The organism is Burkholderia sp. HI4860 (assembly GCF_002223045.2).
In the GTDB taxonomy this organism is placed as follows: Bacteria; Pseudomonadota; Gammaproteobacteria; order Burkholderiales; family Burkholderiaceae; genus Burkholderia.
The window spans coordinates 1,152,910-1,173,707 of record NZ_NKFO02000001.1 but is presented as its reverse complement, the minus strand read 5'-3'; the positions used below and the strand labels follow the sequence as shown (position 1 = coordinate 1,173,707).

Here is a 20,798-nt window from a genome sequence, read left to right as displayed (position 1 = left end):
TTTCGGCATACGGGCGGGAAACCGGCAAGCGGCTTCCCGGTTCGCGGGTGTCAGTCCTTCTTCGCTGCCTGTTTCGGCAGCGGGCCGGCAATGCTCATGTCCGCTTTCAGGACCGAACCGGATGTCGATTCGGTGATGAAGAGCGTCTTCATGTCGGCGCCGCCGAAGCACACGCTCGTGAGCGACGCCCCTTTCGGCCCGGTCAGGATCTCGACGGGCTCCGCGCAGTGGTTGAGCACCCACACGCGGCCGAGCCCCGGATTCGCGACGAACAGCCGGCCTTCGAGATCGACGGTGAGGCCGTCGGGGCCGCTCGGCCCGTAGGACGTGAAGAACGGGCTGACCTTGGTGACCGATCCGTCGGCTTGCAGCGGCATGCGCAACACCGCGTTGCCGCGCGTCATCGCGACGAACAGCACCTTCTCGTCGCGCGACAGCACGAGCCCGTTCGGGCTCGGGCAGGTGCCGAGCAGCATGTCGAGTTTGCCGTCGGGCGAGAGCCGATACACGCGGCCCGTCGGATCGTGCAGCCCGGTCTGCCCCTGGTCGGTGAAATAAATGTTGCCGGCCGAGTCGAACGTCAGGTCGTTCACGCCCTTGAAGCGCTCGGTGTTGCGGCGCTCGAGATACGGGCAAATTTCACCGCGCTCGATATCGAGCAGCATCAGGCCGTTCCGGTAGTCGGTGATGATCAGGTGCGCTGCGTCGAAGCGCTTCATTCCGTTGGGCTCGCCGTCGTATTCGACGACGAGATCCCAGTCGCCCGACGGCGAAATGCGGAAGATGCGCCCGTGCGGAATGTCGGTCACGAACAGATAGCCGTCCGGATCCCAGACCGGCCCTTCGAGAAACGAATCGGTGACCATGCCGCCGCGATTCGCGCGTGCCCATTCCGTGCGGACGTCCGGCTTGCGAAACTTCTCCGGCATGCGCGTGAACACGTCGGCTTCGCGCACGTCGGGGTTCGTCAGATAAAACATGCGTACCTCGATGTCCAGGGTTCAAGCCGCGCTGTGCGCGCGTTCGTCGAGCACCGCGAGGACGTTGGCCGCCGCACCCTTGCCCATGTTCACGTACGCGGCATCGCTCACGCCGCCGACATGCGGCGACAGAATCACGTTGGGGATCTGCTGGAACGGGTGCGGCACCGTCATCGGCTCGACGTCGAAGCTGTCGAGCCCGGCCGCACGCAAGTGGCCGCTCGCCAGCGCGTCGGCCAGCGCGGCTTCGTCGATCAGGCCGCCGCGCGCGGTATTGACGAGAATCGCCCCGCGCTTGAAACGCGCGAGCGTGTCGCGGTCGAGCATCCGGCGGTTGTCGGCCGTCAACGGACAATGCAGCGACACGACGTCCGACGCCGCGTACAGCGTGTCGAGCGGCACGAGCTTCACGCCGGCGGGCGCTTCCTTCGCGAACGGATCGAACGCGAGCACCGTCATGCCGAACGCCGTGCCGATCGCGGCCACGCGCCGGCCGATCGCACCGAGCCCGACGAGGCCGAGCGTGCGCCCGTCGAGTTCGACGGACTTGTGCGTCGACTTGTCCCAATGGCCTTCGCGCATGCGGATGTCGAGTTGCGGAACCGACTTCGCGCACGCAAGCAGCAGCGCCCACGCGTGCTCGGCGACGGCGGCCGCATTCGCGCCGACCGCGGCGCGCACCGCGATGCCGCGCGCGGCAGCTGCGTCCTGATCGATCACGTCGATGCCGCTGCCGTGCTTCGAAATCACCTGCAGGTTTTCGGCGGCGTCCATGATGCGGCCGTTGACCTTGCCGTACCGGACAATGATCGCGACCGGCTTGTGCTGGGCGCAGAGCGCCACGATGTCGTCCTCGGTCGGTTGCTTGCCGGCGAACACGACGTCGAACTGCGCGAGCATCTCGAGCGCTTGCGGCGCAAGGTCGGCGGCGGTCACGAGGACCACGGGCTTGTGCGAAGCGATCTGCATCACAGTGCCTCGCCTTCGGCCAGCATGCCGGCTGCGCGCAGTTCCTTCTCGATCCAGCCCGGACGAAGGTCGCCCTTGTGGATCGCTGCGATACGCGCGGTTTCGAAATCGAGCTTTTTCTGCGCCAGATCGACGATACGCGCGACGTCGGCGCGCGCAATGACGACGACGCCGTCGGCGTCCCCGACCACCAGGTCGCCCGGATTCACTGCCGTGCCGCCCAGCGAGATCGGCGCATTCACGCGCCCCGCGACGCTTTTGGTCGGGCCGCACGGATTGAGGCCGGCCGCGAAGACCGGATAGTCGCCGTTGGCCAGTTCGTGCGCGTCGCGCACCGCGCCGTCGATGACGATGCCGGCGATGCCGCTCGCCTTCGCCTGCGCCGCCATGATTTCGCCGAGCAGCGCGCACGAGATGTCGCCCTTGCCGTCGACCACGACGACGTCGCCCGGTTTCGCGACGGCGAGCGCCGCATGGATCGCCAGGTTGTCGCCCGCGCGGACTTCGACCGTGACCGCCGGGCCGGCGACCTTCATCTTCGGCGACAACGGCCGCACGCGGCCATGCACCGTGCCGCGGCGGCCCGCGACGTCGGCCAGGATCGCGGCCTGGTAGCGCGCGGCAGCCTGAACGAGTTCCGGCGAGACGCGTTCGATGTCGCGGGTGATCGGCGAAGGGCTGGCGGAGGGGTTGCTCATGATTCGACCTCAGGTTGCGCGTTGTACTCTGTACAACACTGGTGTACATGGTGAAACCAATATAACCAGAGGAGACGCGTCATGGCACTGGCGTTTACCCTTTTACGTGGTAAACCAGCGTTTTACTCTGTACAATTCCGGGTGAATGTCGACCGGAGAAAAGGAATGGGAAACGACGGTGTCGTTGCCGTGGAAAAGGCGCTTTCGCTACTGGACTGCTTCAAGCCCGGCGCCGAATCGCAATCGCTCGCGACGCTGTCGCAGGCATCCGGCATGCACAAGACGACGGTCTATCGGCTGATGAACTCGCTGGAGCGAATGGGCTATGTCGTGCGCGCGCAGTCCGGCAACTATTCGCTTGGGCACCGCGTGCTGTACCTCGGCAAGCTGTACGAGCAGTCCTTCCACCTGTCCACGGTGGTCGAACCGGCGCTGCATGCGCTGGCCGCGCTGACGAAGGAAAGCGCATCGTACTACGTGCATGACAGCGGGCACCGGCTCTGCCTGTTTCGGGCCGAGCCGTCCGAAGGCCTGCGTGAAACGCGGCTCGCGGGGACGATGCTGCCGCTCGATGACACGGCCATCAGCCAGGTGATCCGTTTCTGGGGACTCGGCGAACCGATCTATGACAAGCCGCCGGCACTGCCCCTCTTCACCGCGGGTGCGCGCGATGTGCACACGGCAGCGTTCGCGGTGCCGGTCTTCGGCGCCGGCGACAAGTTCATGGCGGCGCTGACGCTTTCCGGTCCCGCATCCCGCCTCAGTGTCGCGCACGAGTCGGGCGAGCTGGATCGACCGCAGCTGGATGCCGCCGCCGATCTATCGCGGAAGCTGGGCGCAAGTGTCGCGCTCTGCGAGCACATGTACGGCAGCTGATCGCCGCTTCGGCAAAGGCCGGGTTCAGGTGGACGCGCCGTTCGTCGCCTGCCCGCGGACACGTTCGCACGACGCCACGCGCGGGTCGGGGCGCGACACCTGCAGCGCAGCACCGACGCGGCGGCCCGTCCGACCGGCCCGGCACACGGGCCATTGATTTTTGAGACGAACGGTCTATTATCCCGCCATGGACGCTCGAATCGATCCGCCTCGCCGCCGCGGCAGGCCGCCCAAGCAGCACGACGACCTCGTCGCCACGCGTGACATGCTGTTGCGCACCGGGCTCGAGATCCTCACCGAAAAGGGCTTTTCCGCCACCGGGCTCGACGAGATCCTCGGGCGCGCCGGCGTGCCGAAGGGCTCCTTCTATCACTACTTCGACAGCAAGGAAGCGTTCGGGCTCGAACTGATCGACCGCTACGCCGAGTTCTTCGCCCGCAAGCTCGACCGCCATTTCAGCCAGCCGGAACGCTCGCCGCTGGCGCGCGTGCGCGCGTTCGTCGACGACGCCCGCGACGGCATGGCCCGCCATGCATACAGCCGCGGCTGCCTGATCGGCAACCTCGGACAGGAAATGGGCACGCTGCCGGAAAGCTTCCGCGAACGGCTGCGTGCGACGTTCGAAGACTGGCAGCGCCGTCTGGCCGAATGCCTGCGCGCCGCGCAGCAGGCAGGCGAGCTGGCGGATTCGGCCGCCCCCGCCGAGCTGGCCGCGTTCTTCTGGATCGGCTGGGAAGGCGCGGTGCTGCGCGCGAAGCTCGAACGCAGCGACGGGCCGCTCGTGCTGTTCGCGCAGTTTTTCTTCAATGGATTGCCTCGCCGCTGAATTTTTTTACCATTTATTAGACGATCGGTCTAAAAAGGAGGACGCATGTTCCAAGGCATCGTGATCGACAAGGACGAAACCGGCCAGCACGCGCGGCTGCAAACGCTGGACGACGCGCAGTTGCCCATCGGCAACGTGACGATTCGCGTCGGCTATTCGACGCTGAACTACAAGGACGGGCTGGCGATCACCGGCAAGAGCCCGGTGGTCCGCAAGTTCCCGATGGTGCCGGGCATCGATCTGGTCGGCGAAGTCGAAGCGAGCACGCACCCGGACTATCGCCCCGGCGACCAGGTCGTACTCAACGGCTGGGGCGTCGGCGAAACGCACTGGGGCGGCCTCGCGCAAAAGGCCCGCGTCGACGGAGACTGGCTGGTGCCGCTGCCGTCCGCCTTTTCGCCGCAACAGGCGATGGCCATCGGCACGGCGGGCTACACCGCGATGCTGTGCGTGATGGCGCTGGAGCGACACGGCGTGCGCCCGGACGACGGCGAGATCGTGGTGACCGGCGCGGCAGGCGGGGTGGGCAGCGTCGCCACCGCTATCCTCGCCAAGCTGGGATACCGCGTCGTCGCGGTAACGGGCCGCCCCGCCGATGCCGACTACCTGCGGCAGCTCGGCGCGTCGGAGATTCTCGACCGGTCGCAATTCAGCGAGCCCGGCAAGCCGCTCGGCAAGGAACGCTGGGCCGGCGCGGTCGACGTGGCGGGCAGCCATGTGCTCGCCAACGTGTGCGCGACCACGCGCTACCGCGGCGTCGTGACGGCCTGCGGCCTCGCCGCCGGCATGGATTTCCCCGCGACCGTCGCGCCGTTCATCCTGCGCGGCGTCACGCTCGTCGGGATCGACAGCGTGATGTGCCCGCGCGCCGAGCGGCTGGAGGCGTGGCGCCGGCTCGCATCCGACCTCGACGTCGAGAAGCTGGGCGCGATCAGCCACCAGGTCGGCCTGGGCGACGCCATCCCGCTTGCCGGGGAATTGATCGACGGCAAGGTGCGGGGCCGCATCGTCGTCGACGTCAACGCGTGACGCCGCTGACGACCACCCGCGCCGCTTCAATCGGACGGCGGCTCGCGCGTCGAGTACGCCCGCGCCACGTTATCCAGGAGACCTCATGACCGCCGCAAACACCGCACCCATCAGCCGCTTTCCCGTGCCCGCGCTCGAAGACTTGCCCGAGGACATTCGCGAGCGCATCACAGCCGTCCAGGAAAAGTCCGGCTTCATCCCGAACGTATTCCTGACGCTGGCGCATCGTCCCGACGAGTTTCGCGCGTTCATGGCGTACCACGACGCGCTGATGGACAAGCCGGGCAACCTGAGCAAGGCCGAGCGCGAGATGATCGTCGTGGCCACCAGCAGCGCGAACCAGTGCCAGTACTGCGTGATCGCGCACGGTGCGATCCTGCGCATTCGCGCGAAGGATCCGCTGATCGCCGACCAGGTCGCCACCAACTACCGCAAGGCCGACATCACCGCGCGGCAGAAGGCGATGCTCGACTTCGCGATGAAGGTGTCGCAGGCCGCGCATGAGGTGGGCGAAGCGGACTTCGACGCGCTCGAGTCGCACGGCTTCGTCGAAGAAGACGCGTGGGACATCATGGCGATCTCGGCTTTCTTCGGGATGTCCAACCGCATCGCGAACGTGACGAACATGCGGCCGAATGCGGAGTTCTACGCGCTCGGGCGCTGAGCACGCACAACGCTCGGGGCGCGGCGGCCGCGCCCCTATCGACTGCGGTAAACGACGCCCTCGCCCGGCGTCGGCGCCGCATCGGCCGCCTCGTCGAAACGCTCGCGCGCTTGCGCGATCGGCTGCTTGTTTTGCTCCGCCCACCTGACGAGCGCCATCACGGGCTCCAGCAGCGTTGCGCCGAGCGGCGTGAGCGCGTAGTCGACGCGCGGCGGAATCGTCGGGAACACCGTCCGCGTGACCAGCCCGTCGCGCTCCAGCCCGCGCAGCGACAGCGTCAGCATGCGCTGCGAAATCCCTTCGATCTCGCGTTTCAGCTCGTTGAAGCGCCGCGAACCGTCGTTCAGCGTCGCGATGATGTAGAGGCTCCACTTGTCGCCAATGCGATCGAGGATCTGGCGGGTCGCCTGGCAGTCGTCTTCGCTGGGTCGGGACATGGTGGCAGGAACATCGATGTAACTGGGGCACAACCCTGTGCGTTCTTGTGGGGCCCGGGCGCGAACCCTAGCATTCCACATGCTTTTCGGTAACTCAGTCACTAAAAGTTACCGGGTTCTCATCTTATCTCGAAAGGAACGCTCATGAGCCGCATCCTGCTGATCACCTCCAGCCCCCGCAGCACCGATAGCCTGTCCACGCGCTTTGCGCACGACCTCGCGCAGCAACTCGCGGCGCGCGACGCACACAGCACCGTGACCTTGCGCGATCTCTCCACCGATGCGCTGCCGCATATCGACGATGCTTACGTCGTCGGCCGCATGCTGCCGCCGGAGGTGCGCAACGCCGAGCAAGCGCAGGCCGTCGAGCTGGCGCAAGCGCTGGTCGATGAACTGCGCGCCGCCGACATCGTCGTGATCGGCTCCGCGATGACCAACTTCGGCCCGTCCACGCAACTGCGCGCGTGGTTCGACCGCGTGATCTGGCCGCAAGTCACGTTTCGCTATGTCGAAGGCGGCGTCGCCGGCACGGTGGAAGGCAAACAGGTCTATCTGGTTACCGCCAGCGGCGGCATCTTTTCGGAAGGCCCGTATGCGCCGTTCGACTACCAGTCCGGCTACCTGAAGCATCTGCTCGGGTTCATCGGGATCACCGACATCCGCGAAGTGCGTGTGGAAGGCACCGTATTGGGCGCCGAGGCGGTGCAAGCGGCCATCGCGAAGGCCGGGCAGGACGTGCAGGCACTGGTGGAACAGGCTGGTTGAGACGACGGCCGCGCCCGTCGATCGCAGCACGCGGGCGGCGCCGGCCGACGCCCGCCTTCACGCGCCGGGGCCGAACGGCCGCTGGCGGCTCCCGGCGAGCCAACCCGATGTCAGCGCTCACTCCTGTCCCTTCGGCGGCAATACGCCGCCCGGCGGCTTCGCGACAGTCAACGGACACACACGCAATCCATCAAAAGCGTGCACTATTAGGGTTTTGCCGTACCGGCGCCCGACGCCGCCGATGTTCGTTTCACGTTCCCTGTTTCAAACCGCGAACCTCCCATGACGAATCAGCCTACCCAGACCGGAGCCGACCGGCCCGTCGACATGATCATCTTCGGCGGCGGCGGCGACCTGGCCGCCCGCAAGCTGTTGCCCGCGCTGTACATGGCACACCTGCACTGCAACCTTCCGCCCGAGACGCGCATCATCGCGGTCGGCCGCCGCGACTGGGGCATCGACGGCTATCGCAAGTTCATGGACGAGCAGTCGCGCCCGTTCATCGACGAAAAGGCGTTCGATCCCGCGGCCTGGAGCCGTTTCCTCGACCTGTTCAAGTACGTGCTGATCGACGTGAACGCACCGGACGACTACCTGCGCCTCGCGGAAGCGGCGCGCGGCGATGCGATCCGCGTGTTCTACCTGTCGACGTCGCCGGAGCTGTTCACCACCATCTGCGACAACCTGTCGGCCGCGCATCTCGTCGACAAGCACTCGCGCGTCGTCCTCGAAAAGCCGCTCGGCCACGATCTCGCGTCCGCGAAGGCGATCAACGATGCGGTCGGCAAGCACTTCGAGGAATCGCAGATCTATCGGATCGACCACTATCTCGGCAAGGAAACCGTGCAGAACCTGATGGTGCTGCGCTTCGGCAACCCGATCTTCGGGCCGCTGTGGCAGGCGCCGAGCATCCGCAGCGTGCAGATCACGGTGGCGGAGACGGTCGGGGTCGGCAGTCGCGCGGGCTTCTACGACCATACCGGCGCGCTGCGCGACATGGTGCAGAACCACCTGCTGCAGCTGCTGTGCATCGTCGCGATGGAGCCGCCGGTGTCGCTCGACCCGGACGCGGTGCGCGACGAGAAGCTGAAAGTGCTGCGCTCGCTGCGGCCGATGGCGGTGGCCGATGTCGCGCGCGACACGGTGCGCGGCCAGTACACGGCCGGCGCGGTCGACGGCCAGCCGGTGAAGGGCTATCTCGAGGAAGACAACGTGCCGGCGGACAGCCGCGCGGAAACCTTCGTCGCGCTGCGCGCGCACATCAACAACTGGCGCTGGGCGAACGTGCCGTTCTTCCTGCGCACCGGCAAGCGGCTGCAGCGCCGCCAGTCGGAAATCGTGATCGAGTTCGCGGACATGCCGTTCTCGATCATCCCGACCGGCCCGCGCCACTACAGCAACCGTCTCGTGATCCAGCTCCAGCCGGAAGAGTCGATCCAGCTGCAGATGCTCGCGAAAGAACCGGGCAGCGGGATGAACATGGTGCCCGTGAGCCTGAACCTCGACCTGCAGCAGGCGATTCCGGAGCGGCGCGCGGAAGCATACGAGCGTCTGCTGATCGACGTGATCCGCGGCCGCCTCACGCACTTCATGCGCCGCGACGAGCTCGAAGCCGCGTGGTCGTGGGTCGAACCGATCCTCGACGGCTGGAAGCAGCTCGGTGATCGACCGCGCCTGTACACGGCCGGCACGTTCGGGCCCGCGGCTTCGTCGGCGCTGCTCGCGCGCGACGGGATGTCGTGGTCCGAAGAGGCGTAATCGCCACCCGACGGCGTGCCGGAGTACGGCACGCCGGATCGCACGTCAAATCGCACGGGGTGTAACCCGCCCCGCTGTCCCGGCCGCCGCCTAGCGCGGCTCCATCCACGACGCCGCCTTGCGCCGCCCCGGTGCATCGTTTCCGCTACCGCCCAGCGCCTCGATCAGGTAATCGACGAACGACGCGATCCGCGACGAAATCGCGGTATTGCGGTAGTACACCGCGTGGATCGGCTGCTCGACCTCGAGCGTCTGGCGCGCGAGCACCTGCACGAGCCGGCCCGCCTCGCGATCCTGCGCGGTCATGAAATCCGACAGGCAGACGACGCCCGCGCCATCGAGCGCAAGCTGCCGCAGCGTCTCGCCGCTCGACGAGCGGATGCCCGGCTCGATGCGACACGGCTCGCCGTCGGTACCGAGGATCGGCCACACGTTCAGCGATTCGGGCTGCGTGAAGCCGAGCAGCGTGTGCTTGTCGAGATCCTCCACCTTGCGCGGCTGGCCGTGCGCCGCCACGTATGCGGGGCTCGCGAGCATGCGGATCCGGCTGGCGCCGATGCGGCGGCTGTGCAGCGTCGAATCCTTCAGCCGGCCGATGCGGAACGCGACGTCGGTGCGCCGCTCCAGCAGGTCGATGATGCCCTCGTTGCTGTTCAGCTCCAGCTCGACTTTCGGGAAGCGTTCTCGGTAGCCGCGCACGAGCGGCACGATCACGTGCAGCATGAACGGCGTCGCCGCGTCCACGCGCAGCCGCCCCGACGGCATCTCGCGCCGCGCGAGCATCTGCTCTTCCGCCGTCTCGACCGATTCGATGATCGCGCGCGCATCCTGCAGGAACGCGCGCCCTTCCTCGGTCAGCTCGAGCCGGCGCGTGGTCCGGCGCAGCAGCGTGGTCTTCAGCTTCTCCTCGAGCCGCCCGAGCGTGCGGCTCGTCGCCGACACCGTGAGATCGAGCTGCTGCGCGGCTGCCGTGATCGAACCGGAATCGACCACGGCGGCAAAGGCCTGGAGTTCGTCGAGCGTAATCTTCATCGCTGCATTCTTGATTTCAAATCAAAACAATTTGGTTTATAGACCTGTTTTTCAGCAAAAGTAAAGTCGGCACACTGCGCTCCATCCTCACCGGACCCTGGAGCACCCGTCATGCCACTCGCCCTGCTTGCGCTGACCCTCAGCGCATTTGCCATCGGTACCACCGAATTCGTGATCGTCGGGCTGATCCCGACGATCGGCGCCGACCTCGGCGTCAGCCTGCCGTCCGCCGGCCTGCTCGTCAGCCTTTACGCCCTGAGTGTCGCGATCGGCGCGCCGCTTCTCACCGCGCTCACCGGCCGCGTGCCGCGCAAGACGCTGCTCGCCGCGCTGATGGCGCTGTTCACCGTCGGCAACCTCGTGGCCTGGCAGGCGCCCGGCTACGAATCGCTGATCGTCGCGCGCATCCTCACCGGCCTCGCGCACGGCGTGTTCTTCTCGGTCGGCTCGATCATCGCGACCACGCTCGTGCCAAAGGAGAAGGCCGCCAGCGCGATCGCGACGATGTTCAGCGGGATGACCGTCGCGTTCGTCGCCGGCATTCCGCTCGGCACCTTCATCGGCCAGCACTTCGGCTGGCGCGCGACGTTCCTGGTCGTCGCGCTGTTCGGCCTCGTCGCGTTCGTCGGCGCGGTGGCCTTCGTGCCGCGCGGCTTGCCACAAACGGCGCCCGCGCCGCTCGCCCGCCAGTTCCGCGTGCTCGCGCAGCCGCGCCTGCTGCTGGTCTACGCGATGACGGCCGTCGGCTACGGCGGCTCGCTGATCGCGTTCACGTACATGGCGCCGCTGCTCGAGCAGATCGCCGGCTTCACGCCGTCGCAGGTCAGCCTCGTGCTCGTCGGCTACGGCGTGTCGGTCGCGTTCGGCAACGTGTGGGGCGGCAAGCTCGCGGACGCCGTCGGCCCCGTGAAGGCGCTCAAGCGGATCTTCCTGCTGCTCGCGATCGTACTGCTCGCGCTCACCTTCACGATCCACGTCAAATGGCTCGCCGTGCTGACGATGCTCGCGTGGGGTGCGGTGGCGTTCGGCAACGTGCCGGGCCTGCAGGTGTACGTCGTGAAGCAGGCACGGCACTTCGCGCCCGACGCCACCGACGTCGCATCCGGCTTCAACATCGCCGCGTTCAACCTGGGCGTCGCGGGCGGCTCGGCACTCGGCGGCGTGATCGTCGCGCACGCCGGCCTCGGCCACACGCCGTGGATCGCGGCAGCCGTCACGCTCGGCGCCTTCGCGCTCACCGCCCTGAGCGGTCGCCTCGACCGCAGCGCAGGCCTGCCGGAACGTACGGCGGAACCCGTCCAGCTCGCGCACTGAACGGAGCCCGACCATGTCCACTTCACTCACGGCACTCGACACACTCGCAGACGGCAGCTTCAGCATCGGCCTCGAACTGCCGCTCGACAACGACTGGTCGCCGGCCGGCAACGCGAAGCGCCAGCACGACCGTCGCTACCCCGGCGTCCCCGACCTCGCGCGCCACGCGACGCTCGCACAACGGGCCGACAGGCTCGGCTTCCGTGCGCTCTGGGTGCGCGACGTGCCGGTGTACGACCCCGCGTTCGGCGACGCCGCGCAGGTGTTCGAAACCTTCTCGTATCTCGGCTACCTCGCCGGCATCACGAACGACATCCTGCTCGGCACGGCGGCCGTCGTGCTGCCGCTGCGCGAGCCGCTGCTCACGCTGAAATCGGCCGCGTCGATCCAGGAACTGAGCGGCGGCCGCCTGCTGCTCGGCGTCGCCAGCGGCGACCGGCCGGTCGAATATCCGCTGTTCGGCCGCGACTTCGCATCACGCGGCGCGAATTTCCGCGACCAGATCGCGCTGCTGCGCGACGGCGCGCGCGGGCACCTGCCGCCCGGCCTCGACGTGCTGCCCGCCGCCCGTGCGCCGCTGCCGCTGCTCGTCGCGGGTCTCGCGCAGCAAACGCCCGCGTGGATCGGCGAACACATGGACGGCTGCCTCGCGTATCCCGGCACGCCGGACGACCACCGGCAGCGCGCCGCGAACTGGCGCGCGGTGGCCGGCGACAAGCCGTACGTGAGCTTCATCCACCTCGACCTCGCGGACGACCCGCACGCGCCGCTGCAGCGTCACCGCTTCGGCGCCCGCGCGGGGCGTCTCGCGCTCATCGGGGAGCTGGCGGCCATGCGCGACGCGGGCGTGCAGCACATCGGCCTGCATTTCCGCCGCAACCAGCGTCCGCTCGACGAGACGATGGCCGAGATCGCGGCAGAGGTGCTGCCGGTGTTCCACGCGAATGAAAACGCACGGACGCGCGCTGCATGACACCGGCGGAATCCACTCCCGATACTTGATTTCAGATCAAATATTTTTGACCGGCAACGGCGTTTATCTCACCAATCCAACACGCCAGAATGACTTCCATGGCAAACCCGTTCCACTTTCCCAGGAGCACCTGATGAGCAAGATTCCCGCCTTCGGCCTCGGTACGTTCCGCCTGCAAGGCCAGACGGTCATCGACTCGGTGCGCAACGGCCTCGAAGTCGGCTACCGCGCGATCGACACCGCGCAGATCTACGGCAATGAAGCCGAAGTCGGCGAAGCGATCGCCGCGTCGGGCGTGCACCGCGACGACCTGTTCCTCACGACCAAGATCTGGGTCGACAACTACGCGCCGGACAAGCTCGTGCCTAGCCTCGAGGAAAGCCTGCGCAAGCTGCGCACCGACCATGTCGACCTGACGCTGATCCACTGGCCGGCCCCCGACAACGGCGTCGCGCTCGACACGTTCATGGCCGCGCTCGCCGATGCGAAGGCGCAGGGCCTCACGCGCCGGATCGGCATCTCGAACTTCAACATCGCCCTGACGAAGGAAGCGATCGCGGCCGTCGGCAAGGACGCGATCGCGACGAACCAGATCGAGCTGAGCCCGTACCTGCAGAACCGCAAGCTCGTCGAATTCCTGAACGCCGAAGGCATCCACGTGACGTCGTACATGACGCTCGCGTACGGCAAGGTGCTCGGCGATCCGGTGATCGGCGCGATCGCGCAGCGTCACGACGCGACGCCCGCCCAGGTCGCGCTCGCGTGGGCGTTGCAGCTCGGCTACTCGGTGATCCCGTCGTCGACGAAACGCGAGAACCTCGCGAGCAACCTGCTCGCGCAGACGCTGCGCCTGACCGACGAAGACATGGCGCAAATCGCCGCGCTCGAACGCAACGGCCGCGAAGTCGACCCGGCCGGCCTCGCGCCGACGTGGGACTGAACACGCCACCCGCCACTCACATTCGATTCACCGCGGCCCGAAGGCCGCGGCACCCACAGGACATCAGCACCATGACCCAGGACCCGCTTTTCCAACCGCTGCGACTCGGCGCGCTGACGCTGCCGAACCGCATCGTGATGCCGCCGATGACGCGCTCGCGCGCGAGCCAGCCCGGCGACGAAGCCAACGAACTGATGGCCGCGTATTACGCGCAGCGCGCGAGCGCGGGCCTGATCGTCAGCGAAGGCACCTATATCGCGCCGCTCGGCAAGGGCTACGCATGGACGCCCGGCATTCACACGCCGTCGCAAGTCGCCGGCTGGCGCAAAGTGACGGACGCCGTGCATGCCGCGCACGGCCGGATCTTCGCGCAGCTGTGGCACGTCGGCCGGCTGAGCCACACGAGCCTGCTCGGTGGCCGGCAGCCGGTGTCGTCGTCGCCGCTTCAGGCGAAAGGCGTGAACGTGTTCATCGCGGGTGAGGACGGCAGCACGCCGGGTTTCGTGCAGGCGTCCGAGCCGCGCGCGCTGACGATCGACGAGATCCGCGAGATCGTCGATCAATACCGCGCCGCCGCGCGCCACGCGATCGAGGCCGGCTTCGACGGTGTCGAGCTGCACGGCGCGAACGGCTATCTCGTGAACCAGTTCATCGACTCGAATGCCAACACGCGCACCGACGCGTACGGCGGTTCGCTCGAAAACCGGCTGCGCTTCCTGCGCGAAGTCACGCAGGCGCTGATCGAAGGCACGGGCGACGCGTCGCGCGTCGGCATCCGCCTCGCGCCGCTGACGACGCTGAACGGCTGCGTCGACGACGATCCGGAAACGACCTACCTCGCCGCTGCAAAGCTGCTCGGCGAACTCGGCGTCGGCTACCTGCACATCGCGGAAGCCGACTGGGACGACGCACCGTTGATGCCGGTCGAATTCAAGCGGCAACTGCGCGCCGCATTCCCGGGCGTGCTGATCTATGCCGGCGCGTACACCGCCGAGCGCGCACGCGAAGCGATCGCCGCCGGCTGGGCCGACCTCGTCGCGTTCGGCCGCCCGTTCGTCGCGAACCCCGACCTGCCCGAGCGGCTGCGCACGGGTGCCGCGCTCACACCGCACGACCGCCACACGCTGTTCGGCGGCGGCGAGCGCGGGCTGACCGACTATCCGACGCTGGCCCAGGCCGCGGCCTGACCCATCCGCTGGGGCCACACATGAAAGCAACGCTTGGCCGGCTCGCGCTCGCCGCGATCCTGCCGTTCGCGGCCGCGCAGGCACCGACGCCGGCTGGCCCGGTTTGAGGTTGAATCGGGCAGGCGCGGCCGCGTCAACCCACGGTCGCGCATCCCGGGCCACGCGCAATCGCAACGGCTATCGGCACGATTGCCATTTGCGCATTGCAGCCGGTGCAATTAGCGTCTAGCGTTGACGGGTTCGTCGACGAATACCCGTCACCCGCCCCGAAAGGATGCCTCGCCATGCGAAGCCGCTTCCCGAAACGCCCCATGCTGCCGGCCGCCGCGGCCTGCGTTGCACTCGCCTTCTGCGCGCCGTCCGCCCGCGCCGACGACGCCGCCGGCCTCGCGCCGCCCCAGCCGGCCACGCCCGTGCTGTCGACGACCGCGGCTGGTCTACAGGTCTACACGTGCGACTACGATGCCGGACACAAGCTCGCGTGGGTGTTCCAGCACCCGGAAGCGATGCTGTTCGACGCGAGCGGCACGCTCGTCGTCCGTCACGGCACGGGGCCGTCATGGGAGGCGCTCGACGGCAGCCGCATCACCGGCAAGAAACTCGCGGAAGCGCCGAGCGCGCGCGCCAGCAGCATTCCGCAACTCCTGCTCGCCGCGACGCCGGCCGCAACGGACGCGAAGGCCACGGCCGGCACGCTCGCCGGCGTGCGCTTCGTGCAGCGGCTCGATACCGCGGGCGGCATGCCGCCGGATGCAGCGTGTTCGACCGAGCATGCGGTCGGCCGCTTTCCGTATTTCGCACGCTACGTGTTCCTGAAGTAACGCGCGACGGCGCCCGAAGCGACAGGTGCCGTCGCGACGGCGGCGTTCTCTCGCATCACATTGATCAGTCATCCTATTCTTGATGCACGGATACCTGCCGTCGTGCAGGGTCCGTGAAGCTCAGCCGATCCGCATCGACAACTCGACATCGCCACCGAACGGCACCGACAAATAACCGTTCTCCGGCGCGCGCACGTAAGCGAGATAGTCGGGGCTGAAATCGGCATTGTCGGCAACGACGAACGCGCCGGGCCGCAACCGCTGCTCGACGAGAGCAAGCACCTCGGGATACAACGCCTTCGCACCGTCGAGCAGCAGCAGGTCGACCGAATCCGGCAGATCGGCGGCCAGCGTGCGCAGCGCATCGCCCTCGCGAATCTCCACGAGATCGGCCAGCCCGGCCGCCGCCAGGTTCGCCCGCGCGCGCACGACCTTCGACGGCTCGAATTCGCTGGTGATCAACCGGCCGCCGCCGTTGTCGCGCAGCGCGGCCGCGAGGTGCAGCGTCGAAATGCCGAACGACGTGCCGAATTCGACGATAGCCCTCGCGCCGCCGCTGCGCGCAAGCATGTACAGCAGCGTGCCGGTCTCGCGCGACACCGCGAGCGGATAGTCCTTCAGGCGCGCATACAAATCGGTGTAGTCGGTCTTGCTGCGCATCAGCCGCGCCTGCTCGTCGCGCGACAGGCTGGCGAAGTCCGGGCTCGTCGTGGGCGACGAGGCGTCGGCTTCGTCGAACAGGCGTGCCAGCAGCGAGGCCAGCGGGTCGAGCGTCAGGGTGGTCATGCGACTCTCCGGGTTCAGGTTGAGTGCGTCGGTGCACCTGGCTAGAATATGACGAACTATTCAGGTTTTACTATTCGCATTGGCCAGCCACGCATGACCGACCGCTCGAACGCCCGGATTGCCACGCGCAAACAGCCTCGGCAGGCTCGCTCGACCCAGCTCGTCGAGGCCGTCCTCCAGGCCGCTGTTCAGGTTTTGGCGACCGAAGGCGCGCAGCGCTTCACGATGGCGCGCGTCGCCGAGCGCGCCGGCGTGAGCGTCGGCTCGCTGTATCAGTACTTCCCGAACAAGGCGGCCGTGCTGTTCCGGCTGCAGCATGACGAGTGGCGGCAGACGGCCGAGATGCTGCGCGGGATGCTGGAGGACGTGAACCGCACGCCGCCCGAGCGGCTGCGCACGGCCGTTCACGCATTCATCCGTTCGGAATGCGACGAGGCGCGGATGCGCATCGCACTCGACGACGCCGCGCCGCTCTATCGCAACGCACCGGAGGCGCACGAAGCGAAGGCGGCCGGCAACCGCATCTTCCAGGCGTTCATGCGCGAGGCGCTGCCCGATGCACCGGACGCCACGCGCGAACTGGCCTGCGACCTGATCGTCACCACGCTCACCGCGGCCGGCAAGGCGTTTTCGGAAAGCGAGCGCTCGCCCGATGAAATCGACGCGTATTCGAACGCGATGGCCGACATGTTCCGCGCCTATCTCGACCATCTCGCGCACAATTGAGGCCGGGGCGACGACGAAAATCGCCTCGGCGCGACAGCGCCATCGTCCGAATGCAGGTTGCGCGCGGCGGCGGATCCCGTCACCAGCCCCTGCTTCCGCCGGCCTGCCCGGCCACCATGAAAGATATTTGTAATTTTCGATGCATCCCCCGCTTCCCCTTTGCCCGTCGACCCTGCATTCAAATAATCGCCTTAACGGATTCGAACTAGGCGTATACACGTGTGTCGACGCGACGGAGCCCCGTTGCACGCCGATATAAGCGCTGAGACATGCGCTGCATGCTCTTCCCCCAATGGGACGTGATGGGCGGTTCGCCTAACCTTCGCTACGGCAAAGCACACGTGACGGGGTCGACACCACCACGCGTCGCACGACGCGACACCCACGCGATCGTTTCGATTCGCACGTAACGACACGGATCACGCGTCATTCGTCCCCACGACGTTGCCGACAATCCCAACTAGATACGAGACACCCTGACGACGGTTCGCTACGGGCCGTTTCAGCATGCTGATAAAGGAGCAAGCTCATGAGTGATACCCCGGTGCAGCCGACGGTCGGCGTCGGCGCGGAAGAAACTGACTTTGGCACCAAGGGAGTCATCGACCGGTACTTCGACATTTCGTCGCGCGGCAGCACGCAGCGCCGCGAGATCATTGCCGGCGTCACGACCTTCCTCGCGATGGTCTATTCCGTGTTCGTCGTGCCCGGCATGTTCGGCAAGGCCGGCTTCGACACGAGCGCCGTGTTCGTCGCGGTCTGCCTCACGACCGCGTTCGGTTCGCTGCTGATGGGCCTGTGGGCGAAGCTGCCGATCGCGATCGGCTGCGCGATCTCGCTGACCGCGTTCACCGCGTTCGGCCTCGTGCTCGGCAAGGGGCTGTCGCCGACGGTCGCGCTCGGCGCCGTGTTCCTGATGGGCCTCGTGTTTACCGGCATCTCGGTCACCGGCGTGCGTTCGTGGATCCTGCGCAACCTGCCCGCGGGCGTCGCGCACGGCACCGGGATCGGTATCGGCCTGTTCCTGCTGCTGATCGCCTCGAACGACGTGGGCCTCGTGATCAAGAACCCGGGTGCCGGCCTGCCGGTCTCGCTCGGCCAGATCACCGCGTTCCCGGTCATCATGTCGATCGTCGGCCTCGCCGCGATCTTCGGCCTCGAGAAGCGTCGCGTGCCGGGCGGCATCCTGCTCGTCGTGATCGCGATCTCGATCTTCGGCCTGATCTTCGATCCGAGCGTGAAATACCACGGCATCTTCGCACTGCCGTCGCTGAGCGCACCCGGCCATGCGTCGCTGATCGGCGCGATGGACATCAAGGGCGCGCTGTCGATGGCCGTGCTGCCGAGCGTGCTGGCGCTGGTGATGACCGCCGTGTTCGACGCGACCGGCACGATCCGCGCGGTCGCGGGCCAAGCCGGCCAGCTCGACGAGAACGGCCGCATCATCAACGGCGGCCGGGCGCTGACCGCCGATTCGCTCAGCTCGATCTTCTCCGGCTTCCTCGGCGGTGCGCCGGCGGCAGCCTACATCGAGTCGAGCGTCGGCGTGGCCGCCGGCGCGAAGACGGGCCTCGCGGCCGCCGTGGTCGGCCTGCTGTTCCTGGTCGTGATGTTCTTCTCGCCGCTCGCGGGCCTCGTGCCGTCGTACGCCACCGCACCGGCGCTGATGTACGTCGGCCTGCTGATGCTCGGCAGCGTCAGCAAGCTGCACATGGACGACATGGTCGACGCGATGTCGGGCCTCGTGTGCGCGGTGTTCATCGTGCTGACCGCGAACATCGTGACGGGCATCATGCTCGGCTTCTCGACGCTCGTGATCGGCCGCATCGCCAGCGGCGAATTCCGCAAGCTCAATGTCGGCACCGTGCTCATCGCGGCCGTGCTCGTCACGTTCTATCTCGGCGGCTGGGCGATCTGATCAGCGAATCGTGCGCGACGTCGCCGGCAGAAGGACGGCGCGCATCGGGACGACATCGTCTCCTCCACCATCATCGTTGATGGTCTCCGAGCCTGGGAATGCAAGTTTCCAGGCTTTTTTTGTTGATGGGGCGCAGTGCGGCGCGCATCGCGGAAACGGTGCGGCGCGAATCCGCCCCCGGTGCTACGATCGGGCTTTGCCTTCGGGAGCCCCCATGAACGCGCTCGGCATCGTCTCCGAATCGAGCACCCGGACGTCGGCGCGCAAGCCGCCGTTCATCCCGTCGTTCGGCTTCCACGAAGTGCACGAATCGAAGCCGATCGATGCGGCGCCGGCGCGCATCATCGACACGGTCGCCACGCTCGACATGCGCACGGATCCGATCGTCGACGCGCTGCTCAACGTCCGCGAATTCCCGGCAGCCGTTGCCGCGTCGCTGCGCTCCGGCGCCACACGCGTGGAACGCGAACGCTTCGGCCTCCATGCGTTCACGCCGCTGCATCGCGACGAAACGTCGCTGTCGCTCGGCCTCGTCGGCCGCTTCTGGCGCCCGGACCTCGGCGTGCTGAAGATCGCCGACGCGGCGGCGTTCGTGCGGCACGACGATCCGCGCGATGCGAAGCTGGTGCTCCGCTTCGAAGTCGTCGGGCTCGCGTCGGGTGCGCACCTGCTGCGCACCGAAACCTTCGTGCATTGCCCGACCGCCCGCACGCGGCTGCTGTTCATGCCGTACTGGCTCGCGATCCGGATGGCGAGCGGCTGGATTCGGCGCCGCACGCTGACGGCTGTCGAAATGGCGCTGGCGTAGGGCCTCGCCGCACCCGCGATTGCGGCACGTGCAGGCTATCCGCATCAACACGGCTTGATCACGACCCGCCCGGCGACGAACGCCGTCGCGGCCTCGACCGCACCTGTCGCCTGCCCGAGCCACGGCGCCGAAAACCCATGCGCACGCAACCGTCAGGATTGCCATCAAATTCCGCTTCAACCCATCGCCCGCCACAGCATCGCGCCAACCGGACCCGATCGATGACCCGCATCCGCAACCCCCTGAACCTCGCGCAGCTCCAGGCGTTCGTCTCCGCCGCGCATCACAAGAGCCTGCGCGCCGCCGCGCGCGAACTCGGCGTCACGCAGCCCGCGGTCACGCATACGATCCGTGAGCTCGAAACGGCGCTCAACGCGGAACTGCTCGCGCGCAGCGTGCGCGGCGTCGAGCTGACCGCGTGCGGCCATGCGCTGCTGCCGCGCGCCGAGCAACTGCTCGGCGATATCCGCCGCACGGTCGAGGCCGTCGAGCAGGTGAAAGGCGAGATGTCGGGGCGCGTGGCGGTCGGCACGATGCCGTCGATCGCGCTCACCGCGCTGCCGCACACGGTGACGGCGTTCCGCCAGTCGATGCCGAACGTGAGCCTGCATCTCGAGGAAGTGACGGTGCCCGACGCGCTCGCGCAGTTGCGCAACGGCACGCTCGACATCGCTGCGATGCACCACGTGCCCGCGCTCGACCGCGATTTCACGCAATTGCCGCTGCTGTCGACCGAATTCACCGTCGTGATGCGCGAAGGCCACCCGCTTGCGCATGCGCGCCGGTTAGAGGAATTGCTCGATGCCGAGTGGATCGTCACCGTGGGCGCCGAGCAGTTTCCGCACAGTGTGATGGTCGGGATGTTCGAGGCGCACAGGCTGCCGCTGCCCAAACGTTTGCTGCGCTCGCCGATGTCGTTCGCGGTGACGTTGGGGCTCGTCGCGCGCTCGGACGTGATCGGCTGCTTCACGCGCCCGCTCGCCGCGATGGTCGCGCCGCTGGGCATCCGCACGGCCGAACTCGACGAAACCATGCCGCGCTTCGACCTGTCGATCATCGCGCGGCGCGACCTGCTGCCCACGCCCGCCGTCACGCAATTCGTCACGTGCCTGCAGCGCGCGGTCAACGAAACGCTCGGCTGAATCGTTCCTGTGTCTGAAACGGCGTCGCCCCTCATGCGCCGCCGCCGGGCCCGGTATCGGGGCTTGTCCTAGGCGCCCCGCCGGTATTTTGTCTTGATAATCTTCCGCACGTCGCGCGCCCCCATCGGGCGGGCGAAACGGACTGTCCG

21 protein-coding genes are annotated in these 20,798 nt (G+C 67.5%); 15 read left to right on the top strand and 6 right to left on the bottom strand.

Annotated features, from left to right (window positions below):
* Positions 1–50: 50 nt before the first annotated feature.
* Genes CFB34_RS05320 through CFB34_RS05310 form a run of 3 tightly spaced genes read right to left on the bottom strand, consistent with a single transcriptional unit; the run spans position 51 to position 2,647 of the window.
* On the bottom strand, positions 51–980 hold the full coding sequence (locus CFB34_RS05320) for an SMP-30/gluconolactonase/LRE family protein (RefSeq protein ID WP_089441518.1): 930 nt from the start codon (positions 978–980) through the stop codon (positions 51–53).
* A gap of 21 nt (positions 981–1,001) precedes the next feature.
* Positions 1,002–1,949 carry an NAD(P)-dependent oxidoreductase gene (locus tag CFB34_RS05315; protein ID WP_089441517.1) on the bottom strand — a complete coding sequence of 316 codons (948 nt, stop codon included), beginning with the start codon at positions 1,947–1,949 and terminating at the stop codon, positions 1,002–1,004.
* The gene (locus CFB34_RS05310; RefSeq protein WP_039349976.1) at positions 1,949–2,647 is read right to left on the bottom strand and encodes a diguanylate cyclase; all 699 of its coding nucleotides are present in this window, start codon (positions 2,645–2,647) and stop codon (positions 1,949–1,951) included. The genes CFB34_RS05315 and CFB34_RS05310 overlap by 1 nt, the downstream gene beginning before the upstream one ends.
* 165 nt (positions 2,648–2,812) lie before the next feature.
* Between CFB34_RS05310 and CFB34_RS05305 the strand changes: the two genes are divergently transcribed.
* The 4 genes from CFB34_RS05305 to CFB34_RS05290 all read left to right on the top strand — a co-directional run bounded on the left by CFB34_RS05305 (position 2,813) and on the right by CFB34_RS05290 (position 6,042).
* Positions 2,813–3,523: an IclR family transcriptional regulator gene (locus tag CFB34_RS05305; RefSeq protein ID WP_046548623.1), complete on the top strand. Its 711-nt coding sequence runs from the start codon at positions 2,813–2,815 to the stop codon at positions 3,521–3,523.
* 187 nt (positions 3,524–3,710) lie between these two features.
* Complete coding sequence (locus CFB34_RS05300) at positions 3,711–4,349, top strand: TetR/AcrR family transcriptional regulator (protein ID WP_089441516.1); 639 nt, start codon at positions 3,711–3,713, stop codon at positions 4,347–4,349.
* Between the two features lie 45 nt (positions 4,350–4,394).
* A complete protein-coding gene (locus tag CFB34_RS05295; RefSeq protein ID WP_089441515.1) occupies positions 4,395–5,378 on the top strand; it encodes an MDR family oxidoreductase in 984 nt (327 codons plus the stop codon).
* 85 nt (positions 5,379–5,463) lie between these two features.
* On the top strand, positions 5,464–6,042 hold the full coding sequence (locus CFB34_RS05290; RefSeq protein WP_089441514.1) for a peroxidase-related enzyme: 579 nt from the start codon (positions 5,464–5,466) through the stop codon (positions 6,040–6,042).
* A gap of 35 nt (positions 6,043–6,077) precedes the next feature.
* Here CFB34_RS05290 and CFB34_RS05285 read toward each other — a convergent pair whose 3' ends face one another.
* Positions 6,078–6,479 (bottom strand): helix-turn-helix domain-containing protein, encoded by a 402-nt coding sequence (locus CFB34_RS05285; protein WP_218828645.1) that lies wholly within the window; start codon positions 6,477–6,479, stop codon positions 6,078–6,080.
* A 144-nt stretch (positions 6,480–6,623) separates the two neighbouring features.
* Between CFB34_RS05285 and CFB34_RS05280 the strand changes: the two genes are divergently transcribed.
* Both CFB34_RS05280 and zwf read left to right on the top strand, forming a co-directional pair.
* Entirely contained in the window at positions 6,624–7,244 is a 621-nt protein-coding gene (locus CFB34_RS05280; protein ID WP_089441512.1) for an NAD(P)H-dependent oxidoreductase, read from the top strand.
* A 282-nt stretch (positions 7,245–7,526) separates the two neighbouring features.
* Positions 7,527–9,002 carry a glucose-6-phosphate dehydrogenase gene (gene zwf, locus CFB34_RS05275; RefSeq protein ID WP_089441511.1) on the top strand — a complete coding sequence of 492 codons (1,476 nt, stop codon included), beginning with the start codon at positions 7,527–7,529 and terminating at the stop codon, positions 9,000–9,002.
* A 90-nt stretch (positions 9,003–9,092) separates the two neighbouring features.
* Here zwf and CFB34_RS05270 read toward each other — a convergent pair whose 3' ends face one another.
* Positions 9,093–10,034: a LysR family transcriptional regulator gene (locus CFB34_RS05270; protein WP_089441510.1), complete on the bottom strand. Its 942-nt coding sequence runs from the start codon at positions 10,032–10,034 to the stop codon at positions 9,093–9,095.
* A 111-nt stretch (positions 10,035–10,145) separates the two neighbouring features.
* On the opposite strand from CFB34_RS05270, the gene CFB34_RS05265 reads away from it, so the two are divergent.
* The 5 genes from CFB34_RS05265 to CFB34_RS05245 all read left to right on the top strand — a co-directional run bounded on the left by CFB34_RS05265 (position 10,146) and on the right by CFB34_RS05245 (position 15,269).
* Positions 10,146–11,348, top strand: coding sequence for an MFS transporter (locus CFB34_RS05265; RefSeq protein WP_089441509.1), 1,203 nt, complete (start codon positions 10,146–10,148; stop codon positions 11,346–11,348).
* 13 nt (positions 11,349–11,361) lie between these two features.
* On the top strand, positions 11,362–12,321 hold the full coding sequence (locus CFB34_RS05260) for an LLM class oxidoreductase (RefSeq protein WP_089441508.1): 960 nt from the start codon (positions 11,362–11,364) through the stop codon (positions 12,319–12,321).
* Between the two features lie 133 nt (positions 12,322–12,454).
* On the top strand, positions 12,455–13,261 hold the full coding sequence (dkgB, locus tag CFB34_RS05255; RefSeq protein WP_089441507.1) for a 2,5-didehydrogluconate reductase DkgB: 807 nt from the start codon (positions 12,455–12,457) through the stop codon (positions 13,259–13,261).
* A gap of 71 nt (positions 13,262–13,332) precedes the next feature.
* Positions 13,333–14,448, top strand: a complete 1,116-nt coding sequence (locus CFB34_RS05250) for an alkene reductase (protein ID WP_089441506.1) — start codon at positions 13,333–13,335, stop codon at positions 14,446–14,448.
* A 284-nt stretch (positions 14,449–14,732) separates the two neighbouring features.
* On the top strand, positions 14,733–15,269 hold the full coding sequence (locus CFB34_RS05245) for a DUF3455 domain-containing protein (RefSeq protein ID WP_089441505.1): 537 nt from the start codon (positions 14,733–14,735) through the stop codon (positions 15,267–15,269).
* A 120-nt stretch (positions 15,270–15,389) separates the two neighbouring features.
* Here CFB34_RS05245 and CFB34_RS05240 read toward each other — a convergent pair whose 3' ends face one another.
* Positions 15,390–16,055 (bottom strand): O-methyltransferase, encoded by a 666-nt coding sequence (locus tag CFB34_RS05240; RefSeq protein ID WP_089441504.1) that lies wholly within the window; start codon positions 16,053–16,055, stop codon positions 15,390–15,392.
* A 93-nt stretch (positions 16,056–16,148) separates the two neighbouring features.
* On the opposite strand from CFB34_RS05240, the gene CFB34_RS05235 reads away from it, so the two are divergent.
* The 4 genes from CFB34_RS05235 to CFB34_RS05220 all read left to right on the top strand — a co-directional run bounded on the left by CFB34_RS05235 (position 16,149) and on the right by CFB34_RS05220 (position 20,649).
* Positions 16,149–16,781, top strand: a complete 633-nt coding sequence (locus CFB34_RS05235) for a TetR family transcriptional regulator (RefSeq protein ID WP_242808569.1) — start codon at positions 16,149–16,151, stop codon at positions 16,779–16,781.
* 529 nt (positions 16,782–17,310) lie between these two features.
* Complete coding sequence (locus tag CFB34_RS05230) at positions 17,311–18,699, top strand: NCS2 family permease (RefSeq protein ID WP_089441502.1); 1,389 nt, start codon at positions 17,311–17,313, stop codon at positions 18,697–18,699.
* Between the two features lie 214 nt (positions 18,700–18,913).
* The gene (locus CFB34_RS05225; RefSeq protein ID WP_089441501.1) at positions 18,914–19,507 is read left to right on the top strand and encodes a hypothetical protein; all 594 of its coding nucleotides are present in this window, start codon (positions 18,914–18,916) and stop codon (positions 19,505–19,507) included.
* A 221-nt stretch (positions 19,508–19,728) separates the two neighbouring features.
* Positions 19,729–20,649: a LysR substrate-binding domain-containing protein gene (locus tag CFB34_RS05220; RefSeq protein ID WP_179243773.1), complete on the top strand. Its 921-nt coding sequence runs from the start codon at positions 19,729–19,731 to the stop codon at positions 20,647–20,649.
* Positions 20,650–20,798: the final 149 nt, after the last annotated feature.